We start from the raw sequence: 21413 nt of genomic DNA on the forward strand, positions 1-21413 counted from the left end.
GAACCTACGACGGCTATTCCCCGTTGGGATGCCCGATCGTCTCGCATGAACGACACCGATCGGAACGACTCCGCCGATCGATCCACGGCCGACGGCCGCACGGCTGACCGCCGCGCGGTCGACGGCCCCACGGCTGACCGCCGCGCGTTCCTCGGCCGGGTCGGCGCCGCCGCCGCGCTCGCGACGACGTTCGCGGGCTGTGTCGGCGCGCCCGGCGGCGGGCAGGCGACCGGGTCGACCGACACAGCCGACACGACCGCCGGGACCGACACCGGGGACGCGACCGACACGACCGAGGAGACGGCCACCGACGAGGGGGCCGCCGGTCCCGACTCGCTGGCGACCGAACCCGTCGCCGAGGGGTTCGACTCGCCGCTTGGCCTGGAGGCGCCCGCCGGCGTCGACGGCCGCCTGTACGTCGTCGACCAGGGCGGCACGATCACCGTCGTCGCCGGCGAGGAGCGGTCGACGTTCCTCGACGTGACCGACCGCCTGGCCCGGGCGGGCGGCGAGATGGGACTGCTCGGACTCGCGTTCCATCCCGAGTTCCCCGAGGAGGATCGCGTGTACGTCCGCTACAGCGGATCGCTTCGCGACGACATGCCGAGCGAGTACAGCCACGCGTTCGTGCTCTCGGAGTTCCGTGCGACGCCCGACGCCGCCGAGGCGGACAGCGAGCGCGTCCTTCTGGAGATCCCGGAGCCCCAGCCCAACCACAACGCCGGATCGGTCGCGTTCGGCCCGGACGGACTGCTGTACGTCGGCGTCGGCGACGGCGGCGGCGGCGGCGATCAGGGGACCGGCCACGTCGAGGACTGGTACGACGCCGTCGCCGGCGGCAACGGACAGGACGTGACCGAGAACCTCCTCGGGAGCGTCCTCCGGATCGACCCGCTCGGCGGCGACGACGTGGGCGTCGGCGGCGACGGAGATCCCTACGGGATCCCCGACGACAATCCGCTCGTCGACGGCGAGGGACTTCCGGAGCAGTACGCGTGGGGTTTCCGAAACCCGTGGCGGTTCAGCTTCGACCGGGAGACGGGCGAGTTCCTCGTCGCCGACGTGGGCCAAAGCGCCTGGGAGGAGGTGAACCGCGTCGAGGCCGGCGGAAACTACGGCTGGAACGTCCGCGAGGGCTTCCATCCGTTCGACGCCGAGGAGGCGCCGACGGAGACGCCCGACGGCGACCCGCTGCTCGACCCGGTGTTGGAGTACCCCCACGGCGACGCAGAGGTGTCTGGCATCTCGGTCATCGGCGGCTACGTCTACCGCGGCGACGCCGTCGGGGACCTCGCGGGGACGTACGTGTTCGGCGACTACCGCCCCGGCGGCGACCTGTTCCTTGCCGAGCCGCGGGAGTCGGGCCGGTGGCCCACCCGCGCGGTCGCCACCGACGGGCTGGGCGAGGGGCTGCTCTCGTTCGGCGAGGGCCCCGACGGGGAGCTGTACGTCTGCACCGTCGGCGACGACGGCGGGTCGGTGCGGCGGATCGTGAGCGCCTGACGCGACTCGCCGTCGCCCGAGGCCGGATCTCGTCGATCCACGCTCCACCCGCTCACAGCCAGCCCTCACGGCGGAAGTACGCGACGAGCACGAGCGCGATGCCGGCCATCCCCAGCATCGTCGCGTGGTAGGCGTACGGCCACCCCAGCTCCGGCATCGACTCGAAGTTCATCCCGAACACGCCGGCGACGAACGTCAGCGGAAGGACGATCGTCGCGACGACGGTGAGCCGGCGCATCACCTCGTTGGTGGACTGCGAGAGCGTGTTGAGGTAGATGTCGCGCGCGCCCGCGGTGAGGTCGCGGTACGTCTCGGTCAGCTCGACCACCTGAACGAGGTGGTCGTACACGTCGCGGTAGTACTTCTCGGTCGCCTCGCCGACCTGGTCGGCGTCGCCCCGCGAGAGCGCGTTCACCGCGTCGCGCGTCGGCCACACGACCCGCCTGACCGACAGCAGCTCCCGCCGGAGCTCGTTGATCGCCGCGAGCGTGTCGGGGTCGGGCGCCTCGACGACGCGCTCCTCGACGGTCTCGATGTCGTTCTCCAGCTCGTCGAGCAGGTGGAAGTAGCCGTCGACGACGCGGTCGACGACGAGGTAGCCCGCGAAGTCGGGCCCCCGCGCGAGCGCCCGCCTGTCGGCCCCGGCGAGCCGGTCCCACACCGCCTCGACGGCGTCGTCGCCGTCGGTCGTCACGGTCACGAGCCAGTCGTCGCCGACGAACACGCCGACCGGGCGCGTGCGGATCTCCTCGAGGAACGTCGTCTCGCCGACCCGGAACCGGGCGGCCTTCACGAGCAGGAACGCGTACTCCTCCAGCAGCTCGGACTTGGGACGGGCGTCCCCGAGCACGTCCTCGACGTGCAGCGGGTGGATGTCGAACCGCTCGGTCACCGTCGCGAGCTCGCCCGTCGGCCGTGGGACCCGCCCCGCGGCGGCGTCCCCGTCGCGTTCGAGCATCGCCTCCCCGTCGGTCGCCTCGACCCAGATCCACGTCGTTCCGGGCGCCTCCGCGGCGGCGGGCACCTCCTCGAAGGTGGCGGCCTCGCCGCTTGTGTACGACATCGCGCGGATCATCGCGACTCGCCTCCGTCGCGCGGCACGTGCTCGGTCCCGGTCGACCCGACCTCGCCGTCGGCGGACCCTGCCCCGTTCCGACGGTACGTCACGGTCGCGAGCGTCACGCCGACGAGCAGCCCCGCGATGGCCGCCTCCCGACCGGGGTACGGCTCGATGGTTCCGACGATGTAGCCGGCCAGCGACAGCAGCGTCAGCGTCGCCGCCGCGAGGAACGGCCCGTTCATGCGACGCCCCTCGGCGTCGGGCACCCTAACCGTTCGGGCGCGCAAAGTCCTTGTGGCGTGGTACCGTATAGCAATACATGTCCGTCGACGAGCCGACCCCGTCCGTCCCCGACCTGACGGCCGACGAGCGAGCCGCGCTGCACTCGATCCAGCTCGGGATCGAGCACGCACACCGGGCGTACGCCGACCTGCTCGGCTGTCACCACCGTACCGGCCACGCGATGGATCGCTTCGCGGAGGCGGAGGAACTCCTCCGGGCGGCCGGCCACGACGCGTACGCCGACGAGCTCCGCGACCGGCTGCTCCCCGCCGGCGTCGTCGAGGATCGCTGGACGTACGAGCTGGTGACGGCCTACCGGAGCAACCTCCTGAACGAGCTGGACGCCTTCGAGACGGCCGTCCGCGAGGACGTCGCCGACGGCGTCGACCATGTCGCCGAGCGCGCACAGCAGCGCGCCTGGCGAGAGCGCGCGGAATCGGAGAAGTGGTCGGAGTAAGCGGCCGACTCAGTCGTCGTCGACGATGACCTCGACGGGCTCGGACGCCTCGTCGTCGTCGACGTCTCCGTCGCGGCCCGAACGCTCCTGGTACAGCAGCGCGCCCGCGACGACGAGCACCATCCACGAGCGCCAGTTCGCGAGGTTGAGCGTGTAGCCGATGCCGAACGGCTTCTCCACCAGCATGCCCTTGCCGGGCTTCCAGTACGAGGACAGGAGGCGACCGACGCTCGGCCGCTCGAAGTTGTACGGGATCCCGAAGAGCTCCCCGGTCTGGGGTTTGTCTGCCATGTCCCCGACAACGACGCCCCGCGATAAATCGTTTTGGCTCGCGTCCGACAGTTCGGCGGCGAACGTTCATCAGGGATGACGACCCAGCCACCCCGATGCGTTGAGCACCGACGCGCGCCGGGCAGCGGATGCGAGGCCGACCGAACGGAGGCCTCGATGCGAACGGCGTCAGCCGTGACCGCGTGCGGCCCGACGGCGCGTGAGCGGCGGCCGACCGACGATCGACGACGCTCGGTCGGCCGCCTTGTCCCGAACACGGCCGCCTGTTCGCCCCACCGTCACCGCCTGGTCACCCCGCCGGCGACGACGCTACTGATAGCGACCGCGCCCCTCGACGCCGCGGAGCCGCTCCAGCACCGCCGGCTCGCCGACCGCGCGGTAGCCGTCCTCGACGGCCGCCACGAGCGTGTCGGGGTCGCTCGCGGTGCCCTCGATCGACTGCTCGAACACGTGCAGGTCCATCGCGTAGTCCTCGACGTGGTCGGAACTGAAGCCGAGGCCGAAGTCGATGCAAAACAGCCGGCCGTCCTCGGGCGCGTCGCCTCGCCCGACCCGGACGTTGCGCGTCGTCGGGTCGCCGTGGACGATCCCGGCGTCGTGGAGCCGCGCGAGGTGCTCGCCGACCGTCCGGGCGCGGTCGGCCGTCAGCGCCGCCGCCAGGTCGCACTCGCCGACGAACTGCATCGCGAGCGTCGCCGCCGGCACGTCCACGTCGCGTACGAGCGGCGTCGGCACGCCGGCCTCGCGGGCGCCCGCGAGCAGCCGCGCCTCCGCAACCGTGCGGTCACGCCGTAGCGTCGCGTCCAACTCGGGATGGCGGTATCCCTTCGGGAGCCGCCGCTTCACGACCTCGTCGCCGCGGACCTCGACGGTCGCCTCCGCGCCGCGGAGGTCGGCGGCGTCGCGGTCGTCCGCTCCGTCGTCCCCCGGACCGGCCGCGCCCGCACCGGCCGCGGTCGGCACGCGCGCGACCGACTCGCCCGAGCGCCACGTCACGGGCACCTCGTCGGGACGGAAGTCGGGGTCGATCGCCGAGTCGGCCACGGCGACGGTGTCGCCGGCGGCGGCCATCTTCGCGCCGAGCACCGCGATCATCCCGGCGTTGTCCCGGAGGAACCGCGGCTCGGGCGCGTGAAAGTCGGCGCCGCGCTCGGCGCACATCTCCGCGAGCATCTCACGGAGCCGCGCGTTCTGGCCGACGCCGCCGCCCAGCACCAGCTCGTCGGTGCCCGTCAGCGACAGCGCCCGCTCGCTCACCTCGGTGAGCATGGCGAAGACGTGCTCCTGCAGCGAGAAACACACGTCCTCGACGGGGACGCCGTCGTCGTAGGCGGCCTTCGCGGCGGACATGATCCCAGAGAACGAGAAGTCCATCCCCTTGACGACGTAGGGGAGCTCGACGAACTCCCCGTCTCTCGCGTGGTCCTCGATCTTCGGGCCGCCGGGGTGGCTCCAGCCGACGTGGCGGGTGAACTTGTCGAGGGCGTTGCCGACGCCGGTGTCCATCGTCTCGCCGAGCACCCGGTAGCGGCCGTCGTGAAAGCCCAGCAGGTGGGCGTTCGCGCCCGAGGCGTTCAGGCAGACGGGGGAGTCGAAGCCCGCGCGGTGGCGGCCGATCTCCAGGTGCGCCACCATGTGGTTGACGCCGACCAGCGGCACGTCGAGCGTCCGCGCCAGCGATCTGGCCGCGGTGGCGACGATGCGTAGGCACGGGCCGAGCCCGGGGCCGCGGGAGAAGGCGACGGCGTCGACGGGCGGTTCGTCGCCCCCGCTGTCGTCGTACTCCTCGCGGGCGTGCTCCAGCGCCGTCCCGATCACGCGCGGGATCGCATCGCCCATGTGCTCGGCGGCCTCGCGCGGGTGAATGCCGCCGCTGTCGGGTTCGTAGGCGTCGGACTCGATGAAAACGGAGTCGGTCTCGGCGTCGAACACCGCGGCGCTGGCGCACCAGGCCGTGCCCTCGACGCCGAGGACGCGCATCCGGCGTTAGGCTTCCTCTGCCTCGGCGTCCTCGTCGCCGGCGATGGCGTTCCGCTCGAGGACGTAGTCCTGCTCCACGTCGGCGGCGTGCTCGGCCGACTCGTACACCTTCGCGTAGCCGACGGTCTTGCGCATGCCGAACTTGGTGTCGAGCTCCTGGATGACGACCTCGTCGGAGCCCTTGTCGATCTTGGCGGCCAGCGAGTCGCGGACCTGCAGTCGCGCGGGCGTTGCCTCGTCGTGTCGCACCTCGAACCGGACGTCCGTCCGGTGGAGCATGGGGTTCTCCTCCTCGGAGATGATGTCGATGTCCATGGTTCAGTTGTCAGTGAGTGCGCCCGAGAGGCGGAAAAGGATTTCGAAGGGGCTGTACCCCGATTCAGCGGCCGCGAACGGACCGTCGGTGCGTGATCGGCTAGCTGTCGAGACCCAGCGCCGCGAGCGCCGCCGCGGCGTCGCCGTCGAGTTTCCCCAGCAGGTCGCGCGCCTCACGCTTCGAATCCGGGGTCACGTCCACGAGCACCATCCCCTCGTCGGGCTGGCCGTAGACGACGCTCGCGCCCTCGGGGGCCGCGACGATCGCGGGCACCGTCGCGAGGTCCTCCTCGCCGGCGACGTGGATCACGACCGGGTCGTCGCTCGCGAGCGCCTCGACCAGCGCCGAGAGCAGGTCGCGCGAGAGCGTCGCCGGCGCGTTCTCCACCTCGATCCGGCGGTTCTCGCCGTCGAGGACGGCGGCGATCTCCTCGCCGACGGCCTCGCGCTTCGTCTTCCCGTCGATCACCGCCACGTCGGGGTCGCGGCCGGCGACGCGGAGGTGGTAGGTAACGACGTCGCCGACGGCGACGATCGGGTCGCCGGTGGCCGAAAGCAGTTGCTCGGTGTCGGTGTAGACGGGGCCCATGGGCTCTTTGAACGCGCCGCGGAGGTCGTCGGGGAGCGTGAGAAGGGTCATTCGGGTCGGCGGCCGAGTCGGGCGGTCACCGGACCTTCAGCGCGTAGCTGCCCGGCTCGCTCACGTTCATCTCCGGGGCGATCTCGGAGTCCTCGGGGTGAGTGATGATGACGTAGCCGGCCCAGTCCTCCGTCAGCGAGGAGGAGCCGCAGTTCTCGCACGTCTGGGCGTCGGGATTATTGACGAAGTGACACTCGCGACAGGCGAGGCGGTCCTCGGCCATCAGTTACCCTCCGCGGGCGCCCCCTCGGCGCGACGCCGAACGTCGGCCTCCAGCCACTCGTGTTTGCCGAGGCCGGGCTGTTTGGCGGTGAGGCCGATCTTCGAGTCGCGCGGGTTGCGCTCGTCGATCGACTTCGTGACGACGCGGACGCGCACGGAGTCGTCGACGCCGAGCGTCCGGTCGGACTCCGTCGAGGCGAGCTGCTGGTTCTCGCCGTCGTACGCGAGGTACTCGTCGGAGATCTGCGAGACGTGCAGCAGGCCGTCCACGGGGCCGATGCCGACGAAGGCGCCGAACTCGACGACCTCGACGACGTTGCCGTCGACGACCTCCTGCATGTCCGGATCGAAGGTCACGGCGTCGAACTCCGCCTGGTAGTAGACGCCCGGTCTGTTCGGGAGGACGGCGCCGTCGCCGATGTCGTGGACCTCGGTGACGCTGACAACGCTGCCGACGTCCTCGTCCATGCGTCCCTCCAACTTGTCCTGCAAGAGCTTGCGGACGCGGTCGCGGCTCACGTCCGCCAGGTGCTCCGGCGGGACCTCGACCGTGTCCTTGAGTCGTACCCGTTTGTACATGCTAAGGTTGTGTTATCGCGAGTGTGTTCGCGCCCCTTAAACCGATTACGCGTACGCCCCGAGCGAGGAGGCGCTCGCGCAGGGGGCGGTCGTTCGTGACGACGTAGCCGTCGAAGTCCTCGCCCGAGGCGAGTTCGACGACCGCGTCGTCGGCGTACTGCTGTGCCGTCTCGATCACTCGACACCGCTCGGCGAGGTCGCGGCCGACCGACGCGGCGGTGGCCTCCTCGCCGGCGCCCGCCGCGAGCGTTTCCAGCTCGGCGACGACCGCCTCCGGGGTGACGAGCTCGGGGTCGTCCACGAGCCGGTCGAGCTCCTCGAACACGCGAACGCCGCACTCGACCGGCATCATGAGCGCGTTCGTGTCGAGGACGACCATCGTCACCGGCCCCGTTACTCCGTGAGGGTCCCGACGCCGATGAGGCGCCAGCGGGCGCCCATCCGACGGTTGATCGCGATCTTCGCGCCCTCCTCGGCGCAGACGGGTCGCTTGAGGTTGACCTCGCACTCGCCCGTCCGGGCGCTGGTCACCGCGCCGACCGTGGTGGCGGTGCCGACGGTGAGCATCAGCGGCTCGCCGGTGGAGATCTCCTCGACGGCGCCCTCGCCCACGACGCGGTCGAGCAGCTCGACCTCCATCTCGAAGGCGTTGCGCGTCGGCGGGAGCGTTCCTGGCTCGCCGGCGACCTGGCCCGCGAGCGCGTCGCCCTTCGTCAGGCTGGGGTCCAGTCCGGTGCCGACGCCGAGCAGGCCGCCCGGGCCGACCGTCTCTTGGGACTGCCCGCCCGCCTGCAGCGAGCGAACGGAGGTCTCGATCGAGTGGTACTCCGAGGAGCCGCCCTCCTCGACCTCGCGGCCGGGACGGAGCTCGATCTCGTCGTCGACCTCCAGGGTGCCCTGCGCGAGCGACCCGCCGATGACGCCGCCCAGCAGGTCCTCGGCCTTCGTGCCGGGGCGGTTGATGTCGAACGAGCGGGCGGTGTACATCCGCGCCGAGAGCGACTCGTCGCGCTCGGGCGTCGGAATGTGCTCCTCCAGCGCCGAGATGACCAGGTCCACGTTGACGCCCTGCTGGGCGCTGACGGGGACGATCGGCGCGTCCTCGGCGACGGTGCCCTCGACGAACTCCACGATCTGTTCGTAGTTCTCGCGGGCGCGCTCGTCGTCGACGAGGTCGACCTTGTTCTGGGCGATGACGATGTTCTCGATGCCGATGATGTCCAGCGCCATCAGGTGCTCCTCGGTTTGCGCCTGCGGCACGTCCTCGGTGGCGCTCACCACCAGCACCGCGCCGTCCATGATCGACGCTCCGGAGAGCATCGTCGCCATCAGCGTCTCGTGGCCCGGGGCGTCGACGAACGAGACCGTCCGCAGGGTCTCGGTGTCGACGCCGTGCTCCGGGCACGTCTCCTCGACGGTGTAACACTCGGGCTCGGCACAGTCCGGGCATCGACGCAGCGTCGCGTCGGCGTAGCCCAGACGGATGGAGATCCCGCGCTTCATCTCCTCGCTGTGCTGGTCGGTCCAGTCGCCCGACAACGCTTGCACTAGCGTCGTCTTTCCGTGGTCGACGTGACCGACGAGTCCGATGTTCACCTCCGGTTGTGTTTGCTCCGTCACCATGGGCCTCCGAGAGTAATCTCGTTGGAACTTCGCCGCGTGCGACTGATAAAGGTGCTGTTACGGGGGCGGGTAGAATCGTGTGCGTGTCTCTGTGTTTCACGGTGATCTGGCCCGCGTCGTCGTCGTTGTGATCGGGTGGGTCCCGCGTGTGTTCGATCTGTCGTCTCTGTGGTTATCGGCGACGGATCGGTCGTTGTCGGTGAGAACCTGAAGCGACCGCGAAAGCCCCCGGTTCGCTCGCGGGCTGCGGCTCGCTGCGCGCTTCGCTCACGCCTTCGGCGTTCGCTCCAGTGCTTACTTCGCCTCGCTCCCCGAGCGAACCGGCCCCTTTCAGTCCCACCCACCGCGCCCGCACCGCGCCTCACTTACGTCGGAGCAAGCTCCGACGAACTCACGTTCACTCCGTTCACGTGAGCCTCCCCAACCGCCTCGCTCGCTGACGCTCGCTCGCCCCTCGCACGCTTCCGCCGCGGACGCAGCCGCGGCGGCGCGCGCCAACCGCTGGCGGTACATGCACACCGTATAACCGGGTCCGACGTTCGGCTCGTCCGAACCACGGGGTGGGACTTCCGGGAACTGTGTCCCCGCGGTGTCGTCGCGATGGCGGTAGCGGAACCGGGAGCGGGCGCCCCCCGAACCGCCCGTCCGCCCGTGACCGATCCCCGCCGGTAGACCCCCGTCCGAACCACCCACGATCACAGCCGAGAACACGTAGAAACCCGAACGAACGGGCTTATACGCCGTCACGGACAACGAGGAACCAACTGACTATGACATTCGAAGACCTCCCCACCACCCCCCGCGCGGAGGAACTCCTCGACAAGGCGTTCTCCCGCGCGTCCCGGACCGGCCGCGCGAAGGACGGGTGGGACGCCCAGGAGTCGATGCTGATCACCGCCGCGAACATCCTCTCGGACAACCTCGCCAACGTCTCCACCTCCTGGCCCGACTTCGAGTTCGAGGTCGACCCCTTCTACTACGAACTCGCGGACGCCGTCGTGGACGTCGACGAACTCCGGCAGGCGCTCTCGGAGGTGAACTGGGCCTCCCGGCAGATCGACGAGCTCCGCTCGGAGTACCAGGCGAAGATGCGCAAGTCCGGCGTCGAGACCGCCAGAAAGCACCGCAAGCAGGCGTTCGCCCGGATGGCCGACATCATGGACGAGATCGAGGACGACCTCCTCACGGTCGGGGAGGCCCGCGACGCGCTGAAGACGCTGCCGGACATCCGCCCCGACGAGCCAGCGATCGTCGTCGCCGGCTACCCCAACGTCGGCAAGTCGTCGTTCGTCAACCACGTCACCCGCGCCTCCAACGAGATCGCCTCCTACCCGTTCACCACCAAGGCCGTCCAGATCGGCCACTTCGAGCGCGATCGCATCCGCTATCAGATCATCGACACCCCCGGCCTGCTCGACCGCCCCGAGGAGGACCGCAACGGCATCGAGCGCCAGGCCGTCTCCGCGCTCACCCACCTCGCCGACGCCGTCGTCTTCGTCCTCGACGCCTCCGGCGACTGCGGCTACCCGCTGGAGTCGCAGCTGGAACTGCTCGCGGAGGTCGAGGATCGGTTCGACGCCCCGGTGCTCGTCGTCTGCAACAAGAGCGACCGCTCGACGGACGTGGAGGCGGACGCGTACATGAGCGTCGCCGAGAACGACAACGTCGACGCGGTCCTCGACATGGCCGTCGAGGCGGTCGGCTTCGAGCCGGACCTGCCCTCGCGCGGCGAGAACTGAACCCGTTACTCCGTCTCCCGCTGCCGGTCCCGTTCGCGGGGGTCGTCGTCGCCGAGTTCGCTCGCCTCGATCCGGCTGTCGGCGTCGAGCAGTCGGTCGATCCGGCGTTCGAACTCCTCGTCGGAGACCTCGCCGTCGGCGTAGCGGCGCTTCAGGCGCTCGACCGGGTCGTCCTCGGCGTCCGGCTCCGCCCCGTCGCTCGTGGTCGCGGCGGTCCCGCGCGTCCGGCGCAGCCGGTTCCACCGAACGGCGATCCACAGCAGGAACACCGACAGGACCGCGGCCGAGACCCCGGCGGCCGTCGCGGCGGGGACCGCGCCGACGTACCACAGCGCGGCGACGATCAGGATCGTGTCCGCGCCGAACGCGAGGAACATGCCCAGCATCGTCCCGGTGACGACGCGCTCGGAGTCGCTCACAGCGTGGTGTCGGCCGGTGAGTCACTTGGTCGTTCCGGGCGTGACGCCGGCCCGGGGTCGGGTCCGGCCTACTCCAGCTCGTACGTCACCGTCACCGACGCCGACACCGTCACCGGGCCGGGGTCGAACGAGGTGGACGCGCCGGCGTCGGCGGCGGTCTCGTAGACGACCCGGGAGTCGTACGGCGAGACGCCCGCGGAGCCGACCCGCATCGACAGCTCGGTTCCGACCGAGCGGTCGGCGGCGCCGGCGGCCGTCTCGGCGGTCGAGCGCGCGTCGGTCACGGCGGCCGCGAGCGCCTCCTCGCGTAGCTCCGCGCGGCGCTCGTCGCTCAGCGTGAAGCGGACGTCCTGCACCGCGGTGGCGCCGTTGTCGACGGCGAGGTCGACGGCGCTGCCGGCGTCGTCGGGTTCCGTCTCGAACGCGAGCGCGTGGTACGCGCGGTAGCCGACCAGCTCGCGCTCGTCGCTTCGGTGGTCGTACTCCGGCGACAGCCGGAAGTCGACCGTGCGCACCTCGTAGCCGGCGTCGGTCAGCGCCCCTCGGAGGCGTTCGACGTCCGCGGCGACCTGCGAGCGGGCCGCGCTGGCGTTGTCGGCGGTCGCCTCGACGGCGACGGTGATCTCGGCGAGGTCGGGCGAGGCGCTCACGGTCGCGGAGCCGTCGGCGGTGATGCTGTTCACGGCCGTCGCGGTCGCGCCCGTCGCGGCCGGGTCGGCGCTCGGTCCGGTCGTCCCGGCACAGCCCGCGAGCACGAGCATGGCCGCGACGAGCAACGCTGGGAGGGTTCTGGTTCGGTTCACGCCCGTGTGGACGCTCGCGCCGACCGTTAAGCTATCTTACACACAAACGTCCGTTTGTGTCACGCTTCGTGTCACGCGCCCTTCGTGTCACGCACGCGCTCGTGTCCGCTTCACGACGAACCCTCGCCGGCGTGCGATTCCTCGACGGGCACGTACCGCACCGACACGTCGACCGTCGCGGGCTCGCCGATCCCTAACGGCGCCTCGGCGTCGTCGGCCAGGCGCGTCGCGAGCGCCTCGCCGATCCGCGGGGGCGTCGTTCCCGGCTCGTGGCCGACCGTCACCGTCACCGCGGTCGGCTGTCGGAAGGGGAACCCGCCGTACGTCACCGCCACGTCGAGCACGCGCGCGTCGCCGTCGAGCAGGGCGTCGGCCTCCTCGTGGGCGGCCGTCTCGAACTGCGCGCTCTGGTAGGAGGCGACCGTTACCCCGGCGAGCACGGCCGTCGACAGCAGGATGGCGACGCCGAGCACGCCGACCCGGCGAAGCGTCGTCGTCCGCGTCTCGTCGAGTCGCCAGAACGACTCCGGGCGATACCCCTTGTACCACAGCGTCGCGATCGCGGCGAAGTTGATCGCGGCGAAGTTGACGACGACGAGCAGCGCCGCCCCGGCGACGGTGCCGGGCCGCCCCCACGCGATCCCGATGCCGACGACGGCCGTCGGCGGCACCAGCGCCGCCGCGATCATGACGCCCACGAGCGCCGAGGAGACGCCCGACGCCAGCGACAACGCGCCGGCGACCCCCGAACCGAGCGCGATCGGCAGCGAGAGCACGTCCGGCGCGAGCCGCTCGCGCACCTCCGCGATCGAGAACACCTCCTCGACGCCGAACGGGACGACCCGTCCGTATCTGAGCAGCGCCGCGAACGCGGCCGCGCTCGTCACCGCGAGGACGCCGCCGAACACCTGCAGCTTCACGCCCCGGACGAACAGCTCGTCGTCGTCGAGCACGGTGCCGACGCTGGCGGCCATCGCCGGCCCGATCAGCGGCGCGATAACCATCGAGCCGACGACGACCGCCGCCGAGTCGAGCAGCAGCCCCGCGGTGGCGACGACGGTGCTGATCACCGTCATCGTCACGAACGCGCCGAGCCGGGGTGACATCTCGGACGCCCGCGCGTCCAGCTCCTCGCGGGCGATCCGGTCGCCGTTGCCCTCCTCGTCCTCCGCGTACCGCTCCTCCAGCTCCTCGAAGCGCTTCGAGACGACCGTCTCGGCGTTGAGGACGACCGTGTAGGCGTCGCGTTCGAGCCCGGCCTCGCGAAGTTCCGCGAGCACCGGCTCGACGGCCTCCGTCGGCAGCGGGAACGAGACGACCGCCGTGTACTCCCGGCCGCTGGTCTCGTCGGAGAGGACGTAGTCGATGCCCTCGTCGTCGAGCACCGAGAGGACGGTCTCCCGCTTGCCCGCCGGCACCATCACCTGAACGAGTCGCACGCCGGTGCTACAGGAGGCGGTGAGTTAAGCGAAGGGGGATGGAAAGCCGATATGGTCCGGATCGGCGGGGGAATCGTCCGCGAACTATACCTCGGGTGTGGGTAGTTCCGGCTCGGTCCGGTACGCCGCGACGTGCCAACGGTCCCTGAGCGATCCGTACACCGATTCGGTCAGGGATTGAGCGTCTCCGACTAACGACCGAACGTTCTCCGCCGGGAGGTCGCCCCGGTCCCCGGAGACGGAGACGATGTGGAGCCTGTTAATGTAGTCGTAGAGCCCGTATAGATCCGACAGCTCTCGCTGTTCATCGTCGGTGAGATCGAACCGCAATTTCGGCGTTCGCGTCTCCAGTCTGTCCCGTGCCGTCGTTCGAAGTCCGTTGTGAATGACTCCGTCCCACGAGTCGCCACGGGTTCGGTCCGAGATCTTCTGTAGACTTCGGTAGTTCCGTCGTAGTTCGGTTAGGACCGAGTACTTGCTGCGCTGTCGTTCGATGGTGTTCGCGACGAGGTGATAGACGGCAGCGCCGGCCAGTGCGGACCCCGTGGATGATAGGAGTATCTGTGTGATACTGAACGTCGCCATTCGTTCACCCGATCTCCGATTCGATGTCGTCGAGGGTATCCCCGATCTCGTCGATATTGTCCCGTATCTCTCGGAGTACTTGCGTGATGGGTGACAGCGATCCACTTCCCCCGGAACCACCGGATCCAGATCCTCCCATACCCGTCGATCCATCGTCGTCATTTCCGGGGAACGGCACGACCTGATCTTGGTCAATTACGACGACGGGGTCCGCGTGGGCGAACAAACTGAGGATCTCCTCCTGCCGCTCTTCGATGCGATCGACTCTCTTCTCTAGTGGCTCGTCTGTCCCCATACACACAAATATAATAATTATTACACATAAATTTTTGCTCCGATCGTTCCGTGATCGGTGTTCCTGGTCGAATACTTAGTCCATCGGCGCGAGTCGACGCAACACCGGGATCGACTCCAGCTTCCCGGCCGGCAGCGCGTCCCAGTCGACGCCGTCGGGTCGCGCGGGCGGGTCGCCGTCGCGGGCGTCCGCCGTCCGGATCGTCCGCTCGGGGGTGCAGATCAGGTCCAGCGGCACGTCGTGGGCGTCCAGGTCGACCTCCTCGTCGACGACCTGCATCCCGTGGACGGTCGTCGCCACCGAGGTCGCGTCGTCGACGGCGCCCAGCTCCGACAGCACGGCGAACTCCAGGTCGGCGAACCCCTCGCCCTTCCCGACCCGGCCGCCGGCCTCCGTGACGGCGACGCTCCCGGAGACGATCAGGTCGACGTGGGGCACCTCGTCGGGGCCGACGGGGACGCCGTGGGTCGAGGAGCCCGAGACGGTCGTCGCCTCGTCGATGTCCGGCACCTCGTCGGGAGCGAGCCGGAGGAACGGCTCCTCCTCCCGGAGCCGCGGCACCGCCATGTAGACCGTCTTGCCCGCGCGCAGGGCCGCACGGCGGACCGGGAGCTGCGGCGCGTCCGGGTTCGCCTTGACCGCGTCGGCGTCGGCCCATTCCTCGGTCGCCGTGAGGCGATCGCGGGCGTCGTCGGCCCCCGCGAAGTTCGGGATCCGGCCGTGGGGCGGGAACGGGAACCGGGCCTCGCCCGACGCCTCCAAGTCGTCCCAGATCCGCTCGCGGAGGGGCTGTTTCTCCATGGTCGTGTGGGATGGTCCTCGACTGATAAAACGTCGCGCTCGACGCTGTGTGGCAAGGCTTGACCCGAGCCGACCCGTCCCGCCGTCGCTGTCGCCGTCGCTCCGTCCGTCCCGCATGGGAAGGTACCGACTGACCTCCCCGCGTAACCGGCAATTGATCCAACCTGTAGTAATGTTTTTGTGTAGGTTGCATGATCGTTCACCAGAGATGAGAAATCCCGACGGTGACACCACGGACGACGTATCGCGTTCCGAGCCCTCCCGCCGTTCGGTCGACCGCCGCACCCTCCTCTCGTCGGGCGCGGCAGTCCTCGGCGGGACGGTCCTCGCCGGCTGTACGGGCGGCGGCGGCGGGAACGGCGACGACGGAAACGGTGACGGCGGCGGGAACGGTGACGGCGGCGGGAACGGCGACGACGGCGGCAACGGCGGTGACGATGGGGGCGACGGCGGCGACAATGGAGGCGAGACGACGAACGTCGCCATCGTCTCCAGCCCGGCGGGGTTCGACGACAACGCGTTCAACGACCTCGCGCTGGAGGGACTCCAGTCGGCCGCCGAGGAGTACGACATCGAGATCAACGAGGTCGAGGAGACCGAACAGGCCCAGTACCAGTCCACGCAGTCGGAACTGGCCGCCAGCGGCGACTACGACCTCATCGTGCTGGTGTCGTACAACCACACCGAGGCGCTCACGCAGAACGCCGTCGACTACCCCGACCAGAACTGGATGCTGATCAACGACCACGTGGACGAGCCGAACGTGGCCGGCTACACGTGGGCCAACCACGAGATGTCGTACCTCGCGGGCGTCCTCGGCGGGACGATGACGACCCAGGAGCTCTCACATGACGGCAGCGAGACGGACCCCGGCTCCGCCCAGATCGGCTTCGTCGGCGGGGTCGACGGGTCGCTCATCAACGCCTTCGAGCGCTCGTACGTCGCCGGCGCCGAGTGGGTCAACTCCGACGTCGAGGTCAACGTCGGCTACATCGGCGACTACACCGACACCGACACCGCGGCCGACATCGCCAGCTCGCAGTACGACGACGGCGCCGACATCGTCTACCACGCCGCCGCCGCCGCGGGCCGGGGGGTCTTCGAGGCCGCCCAGAGCAACGGCCGCTTCGCCATCGGCGTCGACGCCGACCAGTCGGTGACGCTCCCGGACTTCCAGGACGTCATCCTCGGCTCGGCGGTGAAGTACATCAACGAGGGGACCCGCGAGGTCGCCGTCGCCGTCGCGGAGGGGAACTTCGGGTCGGTCACCGGCCCGAACACCCTCGGGCTGGAGGAGGGGGGCGTCGACTGCGTCATCGGGCAGGCGTTCGAGGGCGAGCTTCCCGACGCGGTCTCGCAGAACCTCGAGGAGGCCAAGCAGGGCATCGTCGACGGCGACATCGACGTTCCCTGTACCGCCTCCGGCTGCAACTGACCCGAGCGCGGTCGGGGTTCCCTACGATCGAGACTTCTCTATGACTTCCGTGTTCCATCATGACCGCCGTACTCCACCATGACTGACGCAGGACCGCCCGCCGTCCGGCTCGACGGCATCACGAAACGCTTCGGCGACGTCGTCGCCAACGACGGGGTCGACTTCACGCTCGACCGGGGATCGGTCCACGCCCTCCTCGGCGAGAACGGCTCGGGCAAGACGACGCTGATGAGCGTCCTCTACGGGCTGTACGACCAGGACGAGGGGACCATCGTCGTCGACGGCGAGGACCGAACGTTCGAGTCCCCGCGGGACGCGATGGACGCCGGCGTCGGCATGATCCACCAGCACTTCCAGCTCGTGGGGCCGATGACCGTCCTCCAGAACGTGATCCTCGGCCACGAGCCGACCGAGAACGGCCTCGTCGACGAGGCGGACGCGCGCGAGGACATCGAGGCGATCTGCGACCGGTACGGCTTCGACGTCGACGAGCACCTCGACGAGCGCGTCGTCGACCTCGACCTCGGCGTGCGCCAGCGCGTCGAGATCGTCAAGAGCCTCTACCGGGGCGCGGAGATCCTCGTCCTCGACGAGCCGACGGCGGTGCTCACGCCCCAGGAGGTCGAGGGCCTCGTCGACGTGATGACCGACCTCGCCGCCGACGGCCGGTCGCTCGTGTTCATCACGCACAAGCTCGACGAGGCGCTGTCGGTCGCCGACGAGGTCACGGTCCTGCGCGACGGCGAGGCCGTCGGCACCGTCGACGCGGCGACCACGACCGAGCAGGAGCTCGCCCGGATGATGGTCGGGCGCGAGGTGCTGTTCGACCGTCGCCCCCGCGAGACGGCGCCCGGCGACCCGATCCTCCGGACCGAGGGGCTCCGGGTCACGGGCGACCGCGGGCTCGAACAGGTGACAGACGTCGACCTCACGGTCCGCGAGGGGGAGGTCCTCGGGATCGCCGGCGTCCAGGGCAACGGCCAGACGGAACTGGTCGAGGCGATCACCGGGCTCCGGTCGGTCGACTCGGGGACGGTCAGCTTCGACGGCGAGGACATCACCGGGCTGAGTCGCCGGGAGCGTATCCGCTTGGGGATCGTCTACATCCCGGAGGACCGCCAGACGGAGGGGCTGGTACAGGACTACGACCTCGTTCGGAACGCGCTGCTGGGCAACCAGACCGTCGAGCCGTACGTCGAGCGAGGGTTCATCGACTGGCCGGCGGTCCGCGAGCACGCGGCCGACATCGTCGACGAGTACGACGTCCAGCCCCCGACCGTCGAGTCGGAGGCCGCGTCGCTGTCGGGCGGGAACCAGCAGAAGTTCATCGTCGGTCGCGAGATCGAACACGACCCCGACGTCATCGTCGCCTCGCACCCGACGCGCGGCGTCGACATCGGCTCGATCGAGTTCATCCACGACCGCCTGCTCGACCGCCGCGACGAGGGGCTCGCGGTGCTGCTCGTCTCCTCGAAACTGGAGGAGATACGGAAGCTGTCGGACCGCATCGCGGTGATGTACGAGGGCGAGTTCATCGACACCGTGGACCCCGAGACCGTGACCGAGGAGGAACTCGGCCTGCTGATGGCCGGGCGTCGCCTCGACGCCGCCGGCGACGCCGACGGCGTGGGCGACGAGAGCGCCGCGGATGACGCCGACGACACGAACGACGCCGGTCGCCCGGACGCGACGGCCGAGCCCGGGGACTCGGACGACGGCTCCGCGACCCCTCGGGACTCCGAGGTGGAACGGTGAGCGACGACGACCCGGGTCGGGCCCGCGCCCTGCTCGACGACGCCGCCGTCCGGATTCTGGAGGCGTCCGCGCTCCAGCGGCTCGGCATCGCGATGGCCTCGACCGCGCTCGCGCTGGCGATCGGGCTGGTCGTCGTCGCCGCCGCGGGCTACGACCCCGTGACGTTCCTCGCGGACGTGTTCGAGGGCGCCTTCGGCGACGAGAACTCGATCGGGCGGACGCTGAAGTTCACGACGATGTTCGTCCTCGTCGGCGTCGCCGTCGCGGTCGCGTTCCGCGCGGGCGTGTTCAACATCGGCGTCCAGGGGCAGTTCATCGTCGGCGGCTTCGCCACCGTCGTCGCCATCCTCTGGCTCGCGCCGCTGCTCCCCGCCGGCACCGTCGGCGGCCTCGCGCTGCTCGTGCTCGGGACGCTCGCGGGCGTCGTCGCCGGCGGACTCTACGCCGCGATCCCGGGCGCGCTGAAGGCGTACGGCGACGCCAACGAGATCATCACGACGATCATGTTGAACTTCATCGCGGTCGGCGTCGTCGGCTACCTCGTCGAGGGGCCGCTGCGCGGCGAGGGGAACCGCGCGCCCAACACCGCCCGCATCCCGGAGTACGTGTCGCTCCCGTCGGTCGTCTTCGACAGTCCCGACTTCTCGCTCGTGGGCCTCGCGGTCGCGCTCGTCGTCGTCGGGGTCGTCTCGGTCGTCATGATCCGCACGCGGGTCGGCTACGACATGGTGACGAGCGGCCACCAGGAGGCGGCCGCGACGTTCTCCGGCGTCGACGCCGGGCGGACCGTCGTCACGACGATGGCGTTCTCGGGGATGGTCGCCGGCGTCGCGGGCGCCGTCTTCGCGATCATGATCCAGGGCTACTACAGCGACCCGGGCGGCGTCGCGACGTACGGCTTCGACGCCATCGCGGTCAGCCTGCTCGCGGCGAACAACCCGCTGGGCGTCGTCCCCGCCGCCCTGCTGTTCGGCGGGCTCGACTCGGCGGGGACCCACATCGGCATCAACAGCGACGTACCCCCGCAGCTGATCGACGGGATCGTCGGGCTCGTCGTCCTGTTCGTGGCCGCCCCGGAGCTGTTCCGGATGGCCGCCCGGCGGACGGGCCTCGGGGGTGAGCGCCGATGAGCGTCGCCGGCTACGTCGAGCGGAACCGGCTCGGGATCGGCGGCGCCGTCGCGACGGTCCTGCTGGCGCTGGTGCTGGCGGTCGCGTTCGATCTCCCGGTCGAGAGCATCGTGACGGTCGGGTTCGTCGAGCGGTCGCTCCAGGCGGCCACGCCGATCGCGCTGGCGGCCATCGGCGGGCTGTACGCCGAGAAGAGCGGCGTGTTCAACATCGGCCTCGAAGGGTTCATGATCCTCGGGGCGGCCAACGCGGCGGCGTTCGTCTGGCTGATCGGCGGGGAGTCGCCGACGCAGGGCGACCTCTGGCTCGCCATCGTCGCCGCGGTCCTGGTGAGCCTGGTGTACACGCTGCTGTTCGCCGTGCTGCTCGTCCGGTACCGGGCCGACCAGATCGTCGCCGGCCTCGCCGTCTGGTTCATCGGGCTCGGGTTCGGGCCGTTCTCGGCGGTGCTGATCTGGGGCAACCGGAACAGTCCCGGGCTGGTGAGCGTGAACGACCTGACGGTGCCGGTGCTCGCGGACGTGCCCGTTCTCGGGCCGATCCTCTTCGACACCTCGCCGCTGGTGCTCGCCACGGCCGTCGTCGCCGTCGCCGCCTGGGTGTTCCTGTACCGGACCCGGTACGGCTACTGGATCCAGGCCGCCGGCGAGAACCCCGAGGCGCTGGACACCGCCGGGGTGAACGTCAGGCGCGTGCGCTACGCGTCGGTGCTGTTCTCCGGCGCGATGGCCGGCCTCGCCGGCGCGGTGCTGTTCGCCCACGCCGGGTCGTTCACCGGCACCGGCGACACGATGGTCAACGGCCGCGGCTGGATCGGCATCGTCGCGTACCTGTTCGGCAACTACAACCCCGTCGGCGCGGCCGCGGCCGCGCTGCTGTTCGGCGGGCTGGACATGCTGCAGATCCAGTTCCAGACGGCCGGGATCGAGCTGCCGAACCGGCTCGTGAACCTGTTCCCGTACGTCGCGGTCGTGATCGTGTTGACCGTCTGGGGCTCCACGCGGATGCCCTCGGCCGTCGGCGAGTCCTACGAGACGGAGGAGTGATCCCCGTCCGTCGGGGCTCCACCCGCGGCGCTTAACCCCCGCGGCGGTCCACCACCGGACATGACCTTCGAGGGGCGACCGAACCGGGACGCCGAGGTGGTGCTCGTCGGGCGCTCGAACGTCGGCAAGTCGACGCTGATGCGTGAGTTGACCGGCCACGACGTGTCCACGGGCAAGAAGCCGGGCGTCACACGTCGGCCGAACCACTTCGACTGGACCGGCCAGTCGTTCATGTTCACCGACCTGCCCGGCTTCGGGTTCATGTCCGGCGTCGAGGAGGAGCAACGGGAGGCGATCAAGACCGACGTGGTCCGCTACGTCGAGGAGAACGCGGACTCGATCATCGCGGGCGTGCTCGTCGTCGACGGGAAGTCGGTGATCGACATCATCGACCGCCACAGCGACGCGGGCGAGATCCCCCACGACGTGGAGCTGTTCGGGTTCCTGCAGGACGTGGACGTGGCGCCGGTCGTCGCGGTGAACAAGATGGACAAGGTGGACGACCGCGACGAGCGCCTGAACGAGCTGTGCGACCGGCTGGGGCTGTACCCGCCGTGGCAGCAGTGGTCGGGCGAGGGCGGCACGCTCGCGCCGATCACCGCCAAGAACGGGAGTATCGAGCCGCTGAAGGAGGCGCTGCGCGGGCACTTCCGGGAGGCGAAACGCGACGACCTGCTGCAGTTCGTGAAGTAGTTCGTATTCGGTCGGACTGGTTCGAGCTGTTCTACTTGCTCGGTGACGACGACGGCTTCGATGACTACGACCTCGAAAGCCCCCGGGTCCGTCGGCGGCTGCGGCTCGCTGCGCTCCTCGCTCGGCCTCCGACCTCGCTGCGGTGTCCGCGGGCGACCCGTGAGTCGCCCGCGGGCTAGCGAGACCTCCGGTCTCGCCGTGCTTACGTCGCCTCGCTCGCCGACGGACCCGGCCCCTTTCAGTCCCACCCACCCGCACAGCACCCCGCCTCGTCCTCCCCATCCGATTCGCTCGGCTCACTTCGTTCGCCTCGCTCATCCC

At 70.2% G+C, this 21413-nt stretch carries 24 protein-coding genes; 8 read left to right on the plus strand and 16 right to left on the minus strand.

Going from position 1 to position 21413, the window contains the following annotated elements:
- The first annotated feature begins 45 nt into the window (after positions 1-45).
- A complete protein-coding gene (locus K6T50_RS09275) occupies positions 46-1503 on the plus strand; it encodes a PQQ-dependent sugar dehydrogenase (protein WP_222606332.1) in 1458 nt (485 codons plus the stop codon).
- Positions 1504-1555: 52 nt separating this feature from the next.
- Here K6T50_RS09275 and corA read toward each other — a convergent pair whose 3' ends face one another.
- Together corA and K6T50_RS09285 are read right to left on the minus strand one after the other, a co-directional pair.
- Positions 1556-2578 (minus strand): magnesium/cobalt transporter CorA, encoded by a 1023-nt coding sequence (corA, locus tag K6T50_RS09280; protein WP_222606333.1) that lies wholly within the window; start codon positions 2576-2578, stop codon positions 1556-1558.
- A complete protein-coding gene (locus K6T50_RS09285; RefSeq protein ID WP_222606334.1) occupies positions 2575-2805 on the minus strand; it encodes a hypothetical protein in 231 nt (76 codons plus the stop codon). The genes corA and K6T50_RS09285 overlap by 4 nt, the downstream gene beginning before the upstream one ends.
- A 77-nt stretch (positions 2806-2882) precedes the next feature.
- On the opposite strand from K6T50_RS09285, the gene K6T50_RS09290 reads away from it, so the two are divergent.
- Positions 2883-3302 carry a hypothetical protein gene (locus K6T50_RS09290; RefSeq protein ID WP_222606335.1) on the plus strand — a complete coding sequence of 140 codons (420 nt, stop codon included), beginning with the start codon at positions 2883-2885 and terminating at the stop codon, positions 3300-3302.
- A gap of 9 nt (positions 3303-3311) precedes the next feature.
- Here the strand turns inward: K6T50_RS09290 and K6T50_RS09295 are convergent, their stop codons facing one another.
- The 8 genes from K6T50_RS09295 to K6T50_RS09330 all read right to left on the minus strand — a co-directional run bounded on the left by K6T50_RS09295 (position 3312) and on the right by K6T50_RS09330 (position 8952).
- Positions 3312-3593, minus strand: coding sequence for a DUF5808 domain-containing protein (locus K6T50_RS09295; protein WP_222606336.1), 282 nt, complete (start codon positions 3591-3593; stop codon positions 3312-3314).
- Positions 3594-3902: 309 nt separating this feature from the next.
- Positions 3903-5573 carry a bifunctional N(6)-L-threonylcarbamoyladenine synthase/serine/threonine protein kinase gene (locus K6T50_RS09300; protein ID WP_222606337.1) on the minus strand — a complete coding sequence of 557 codons (1671 nt, stop codon included), beginning with the start codon at positions 5571-5573 and terminating at the stop codon, positions 3903-3905.
- A gap of 6 nt (positions 5574-5579) precedes the next feature.
- The gene (locus K6T50_RS09305; RefSeq protein WP_222606338.1) at positions 5580-5888 is read right to left on the minus strand and encodes a 30S ribosomal protein S24e; all 309 of its coding nucleotides are present in this window, start codon (positions 5886-5888) and stop codon (positions 5580-5582) included.
- A gap of 100 nt (positions 5889-5988) precedes the next feature.
- On the minus strand, positions 5989-6528 hold the full coding sequence (locus K6T50_RS09310; protein ID WP_222606339.1) for a GTP-dependent dephospho-CoA kinase family protein: 540 nt from the start codon (positions 6526-6528) through the stop codon (positions 5989-5991).
- A 25-nt stretch (positions 6529-6553) separates the two neighbouring features.
- Complete coding sequence (spt4, locus tag K6T50_RS09315) at positions 6554-6751, minus strand: transcription elongation factor subunit Spt4 (RefSeq protein WP_222606340.1); 198 nt, start codon at positions 6749-6751, stop codon at positions 6554-6556.
- On the minus strand, positions 6751-7329 hold the full coding sequence (locus K6T50_RS09320) for a DNA-directed RNA polymerase (protein ID WP_222606341.1): 579 nt from the start codon (positions 7327-7329) through the stop codon (positions 6751-6753). Before K6T50_RS09320 ends, spt4 begins: the two co-directional genes overlap by 1 nt.
- A gap of 1 nt (position 7330) precedes the next feature.
- A complete protein-coding gene (locus K6T50_RS09325; protein WP_222606342.1) occupies positions 7331-7708 on the minus strand; it encodes a type II toxin-antitoxin system VapC family toxin in 378 nt (125 codons plus the stop codon).
- 14 nt (positions 7709-7722) lie between these two features.
- A complete protein-coding gene (locus tag K6T50_RS09330) occupies positions 7723-8952 on the minus strand; it encodes a translation initiation factor IF-2 subunit gamma (RefSeq protein WP_222606343.1) in 1230 nt (409 codons plus the stop codon).
- A 770-nt stretch (positions 8953-9722) separates the two neighbouring features.
- Between K6T50_RS09330 and K6T50_RS09335 the strand changes: the two genes are divergently transcribed.
- A complete protein-coding gene (locus K6T50_RS09335; RefSeq protein WP_222606344.1) occupies positions 9723-10691 on the plus strand; it encodes an NOG1 family protein in 969 nt (322 codons plus the stop codon).
- Between the two features lie 5 nt (positions 10692-10696).
- On the opposite strand, the gene K6T50_RS09340 is transcribed toward K6T50_RS09335, so the two are convergent.
- The 6 genes from K6T50_RS09340 to K6T50_RS09365 all read right to left on the minus strand — a co-directional run bounded on the left by K6T50_RS09340 (position 10697) and on the right by K6T50_RS09365 (position 15033).
- On the minus strand, positions 10697-11110 hold the full coding sequence (locus tag K6T50_RS09340) for an SHOCT domain-containing protein (RefSeq protein ID WP_225935297.1): 414 nt from the start codon (positions 11108-11110) through the stop codon (positions 10697-10699).
- 68 nt (positions 11111-11178) lie between these two features.
- Positions 11179-11913 carry an SIMPL domain-containing protein gene (locus K6T50_RS09345; protein ID WP_225935298.1) on the minus strand — a complete coding sequence of 245 codons (735 nt, stop codon included), beginning with the start codon at positions 11911-11913 and terminating at the stop codon, positions 11179-11181.
- A 110-nt stretch (positions 11914-12023) separates the two neighbouring features.
- A complete protein-coding gene (locus K6T50_RS09350) occupies positions 12024-13352 on the minus strand; it encodes a TIGR00341 family protein (RefSeq protein ID WP_222606345.1) in 1329 nt (442 codons plus the stop codon).
- Positions 13353-13436: 84 nt separating this feature from the next.
- Positions 13437-13937, minus strand: a complete 501-nt coding sequence (locus K6T50_RS09355; protein WP_222606346.1) for a hypothetical protein — start codon at positions 13935-13937, stop codon at positions 13437-13439.
- 4 nt (positions 13938-13941) lie between these two features.
- Complete coding sequence (locus tag K6T50_RS09360) at positions 13942-14232, minus strand: hypothetical protein (protein WP_222606347.1); 291 nt, start codon at positions 14230-14232, stop codon at positions 13942-13944.
- Positions 14233-14307: 75 nt separating this feature from the next.
- Complete coding sequence (locus tag K6T50_RS09365; protein ID WP_222606348.1) at positions 14308-15033, minus strand: 5-formyltetrahydrofolate cyclo-ligase; 726 nt, start codon at positions 15031-15033, stop codon at positions 14308-14310.
- A 208-nt stretch (positions 15034-15241) separates the two neighbouring features.
- Between K6T50_RS09365 and K6T50_RS09370 the strand changes: the two genes are divergently transcribed.
- The 5 genes from K6T50_RS09370 (at position 15242) to engB (ending at position 21092) form a co-directional block, all read left to right on the plus strand.
- On the plus strand, positions 15242-16468 hold the full coding sequence (locus tag K6T50_RS09370) for a BMP family lipoprotein (protein ID WP_225935299.1): 1227 nt from the start codon (positions 15242-15244) through the stop codon (positions 16466-16468).
- 78 nt (positions 16469-16546) lie between these two features.
- Complete coding sequence (locus K6T50_RS09375; RefSeq protein WP_222606349.1) at positions 16547-18223, plus strand: ABC transporter ATP-binding protein; 1677 nt, start codon at positions 16547-16549, stop codon at positions 18221-18223.
- A gap of 53 nt (positions 18224-18276) precedes the next feature.
- The gene (locus tag K6T50_RS09380; protein WP_321170124.1) at positions 18277-19353 is read left to right on the plus strand and encodes an ABC transporter permease; all 1077 of its coding nucleotides are present in this window, start codon (positions 18277-18279) and stop codon (positions 19351-19353) included.
- Positions 19350-20399, plus strand: a complete 1050-nt coding sequence (locus K6T50_RS09385; RefSeq protein WP_222606350.1) for an ABC transporter permease — start codon at positions 19350-19352, stop codon at positions 20397-20399. Before K6T50_RS09380 ends, K6T50_RS09385 begins: the two co-directional genes overlap by 4 nt.
- A gap of 60 nt (positions 20400-20459) precedes the next feature.
- Complete coding sequence (gene engB, locus K6T50_RS09390; RefSeq protein WP_222606351.1) at positions 20460-21092, plus strand: GTP-binding protein EngB; 633 nt, start codon at positions 20460-20462, stop codon at positions 21090-21092.
- Positions 21093-21413 lie beyond the last annotated feature (321 nt).

The sequence above is a fragment of the Halobaculum magnesiiphilum genome, assembly GCF_019823105.1.
Classification (GTDB): Archaea; Halobacteriota; Halobacteria; order Halobacteriales; family Haloferacaceae; genus Halobaculum; species Halobaculum magnesiiphilum.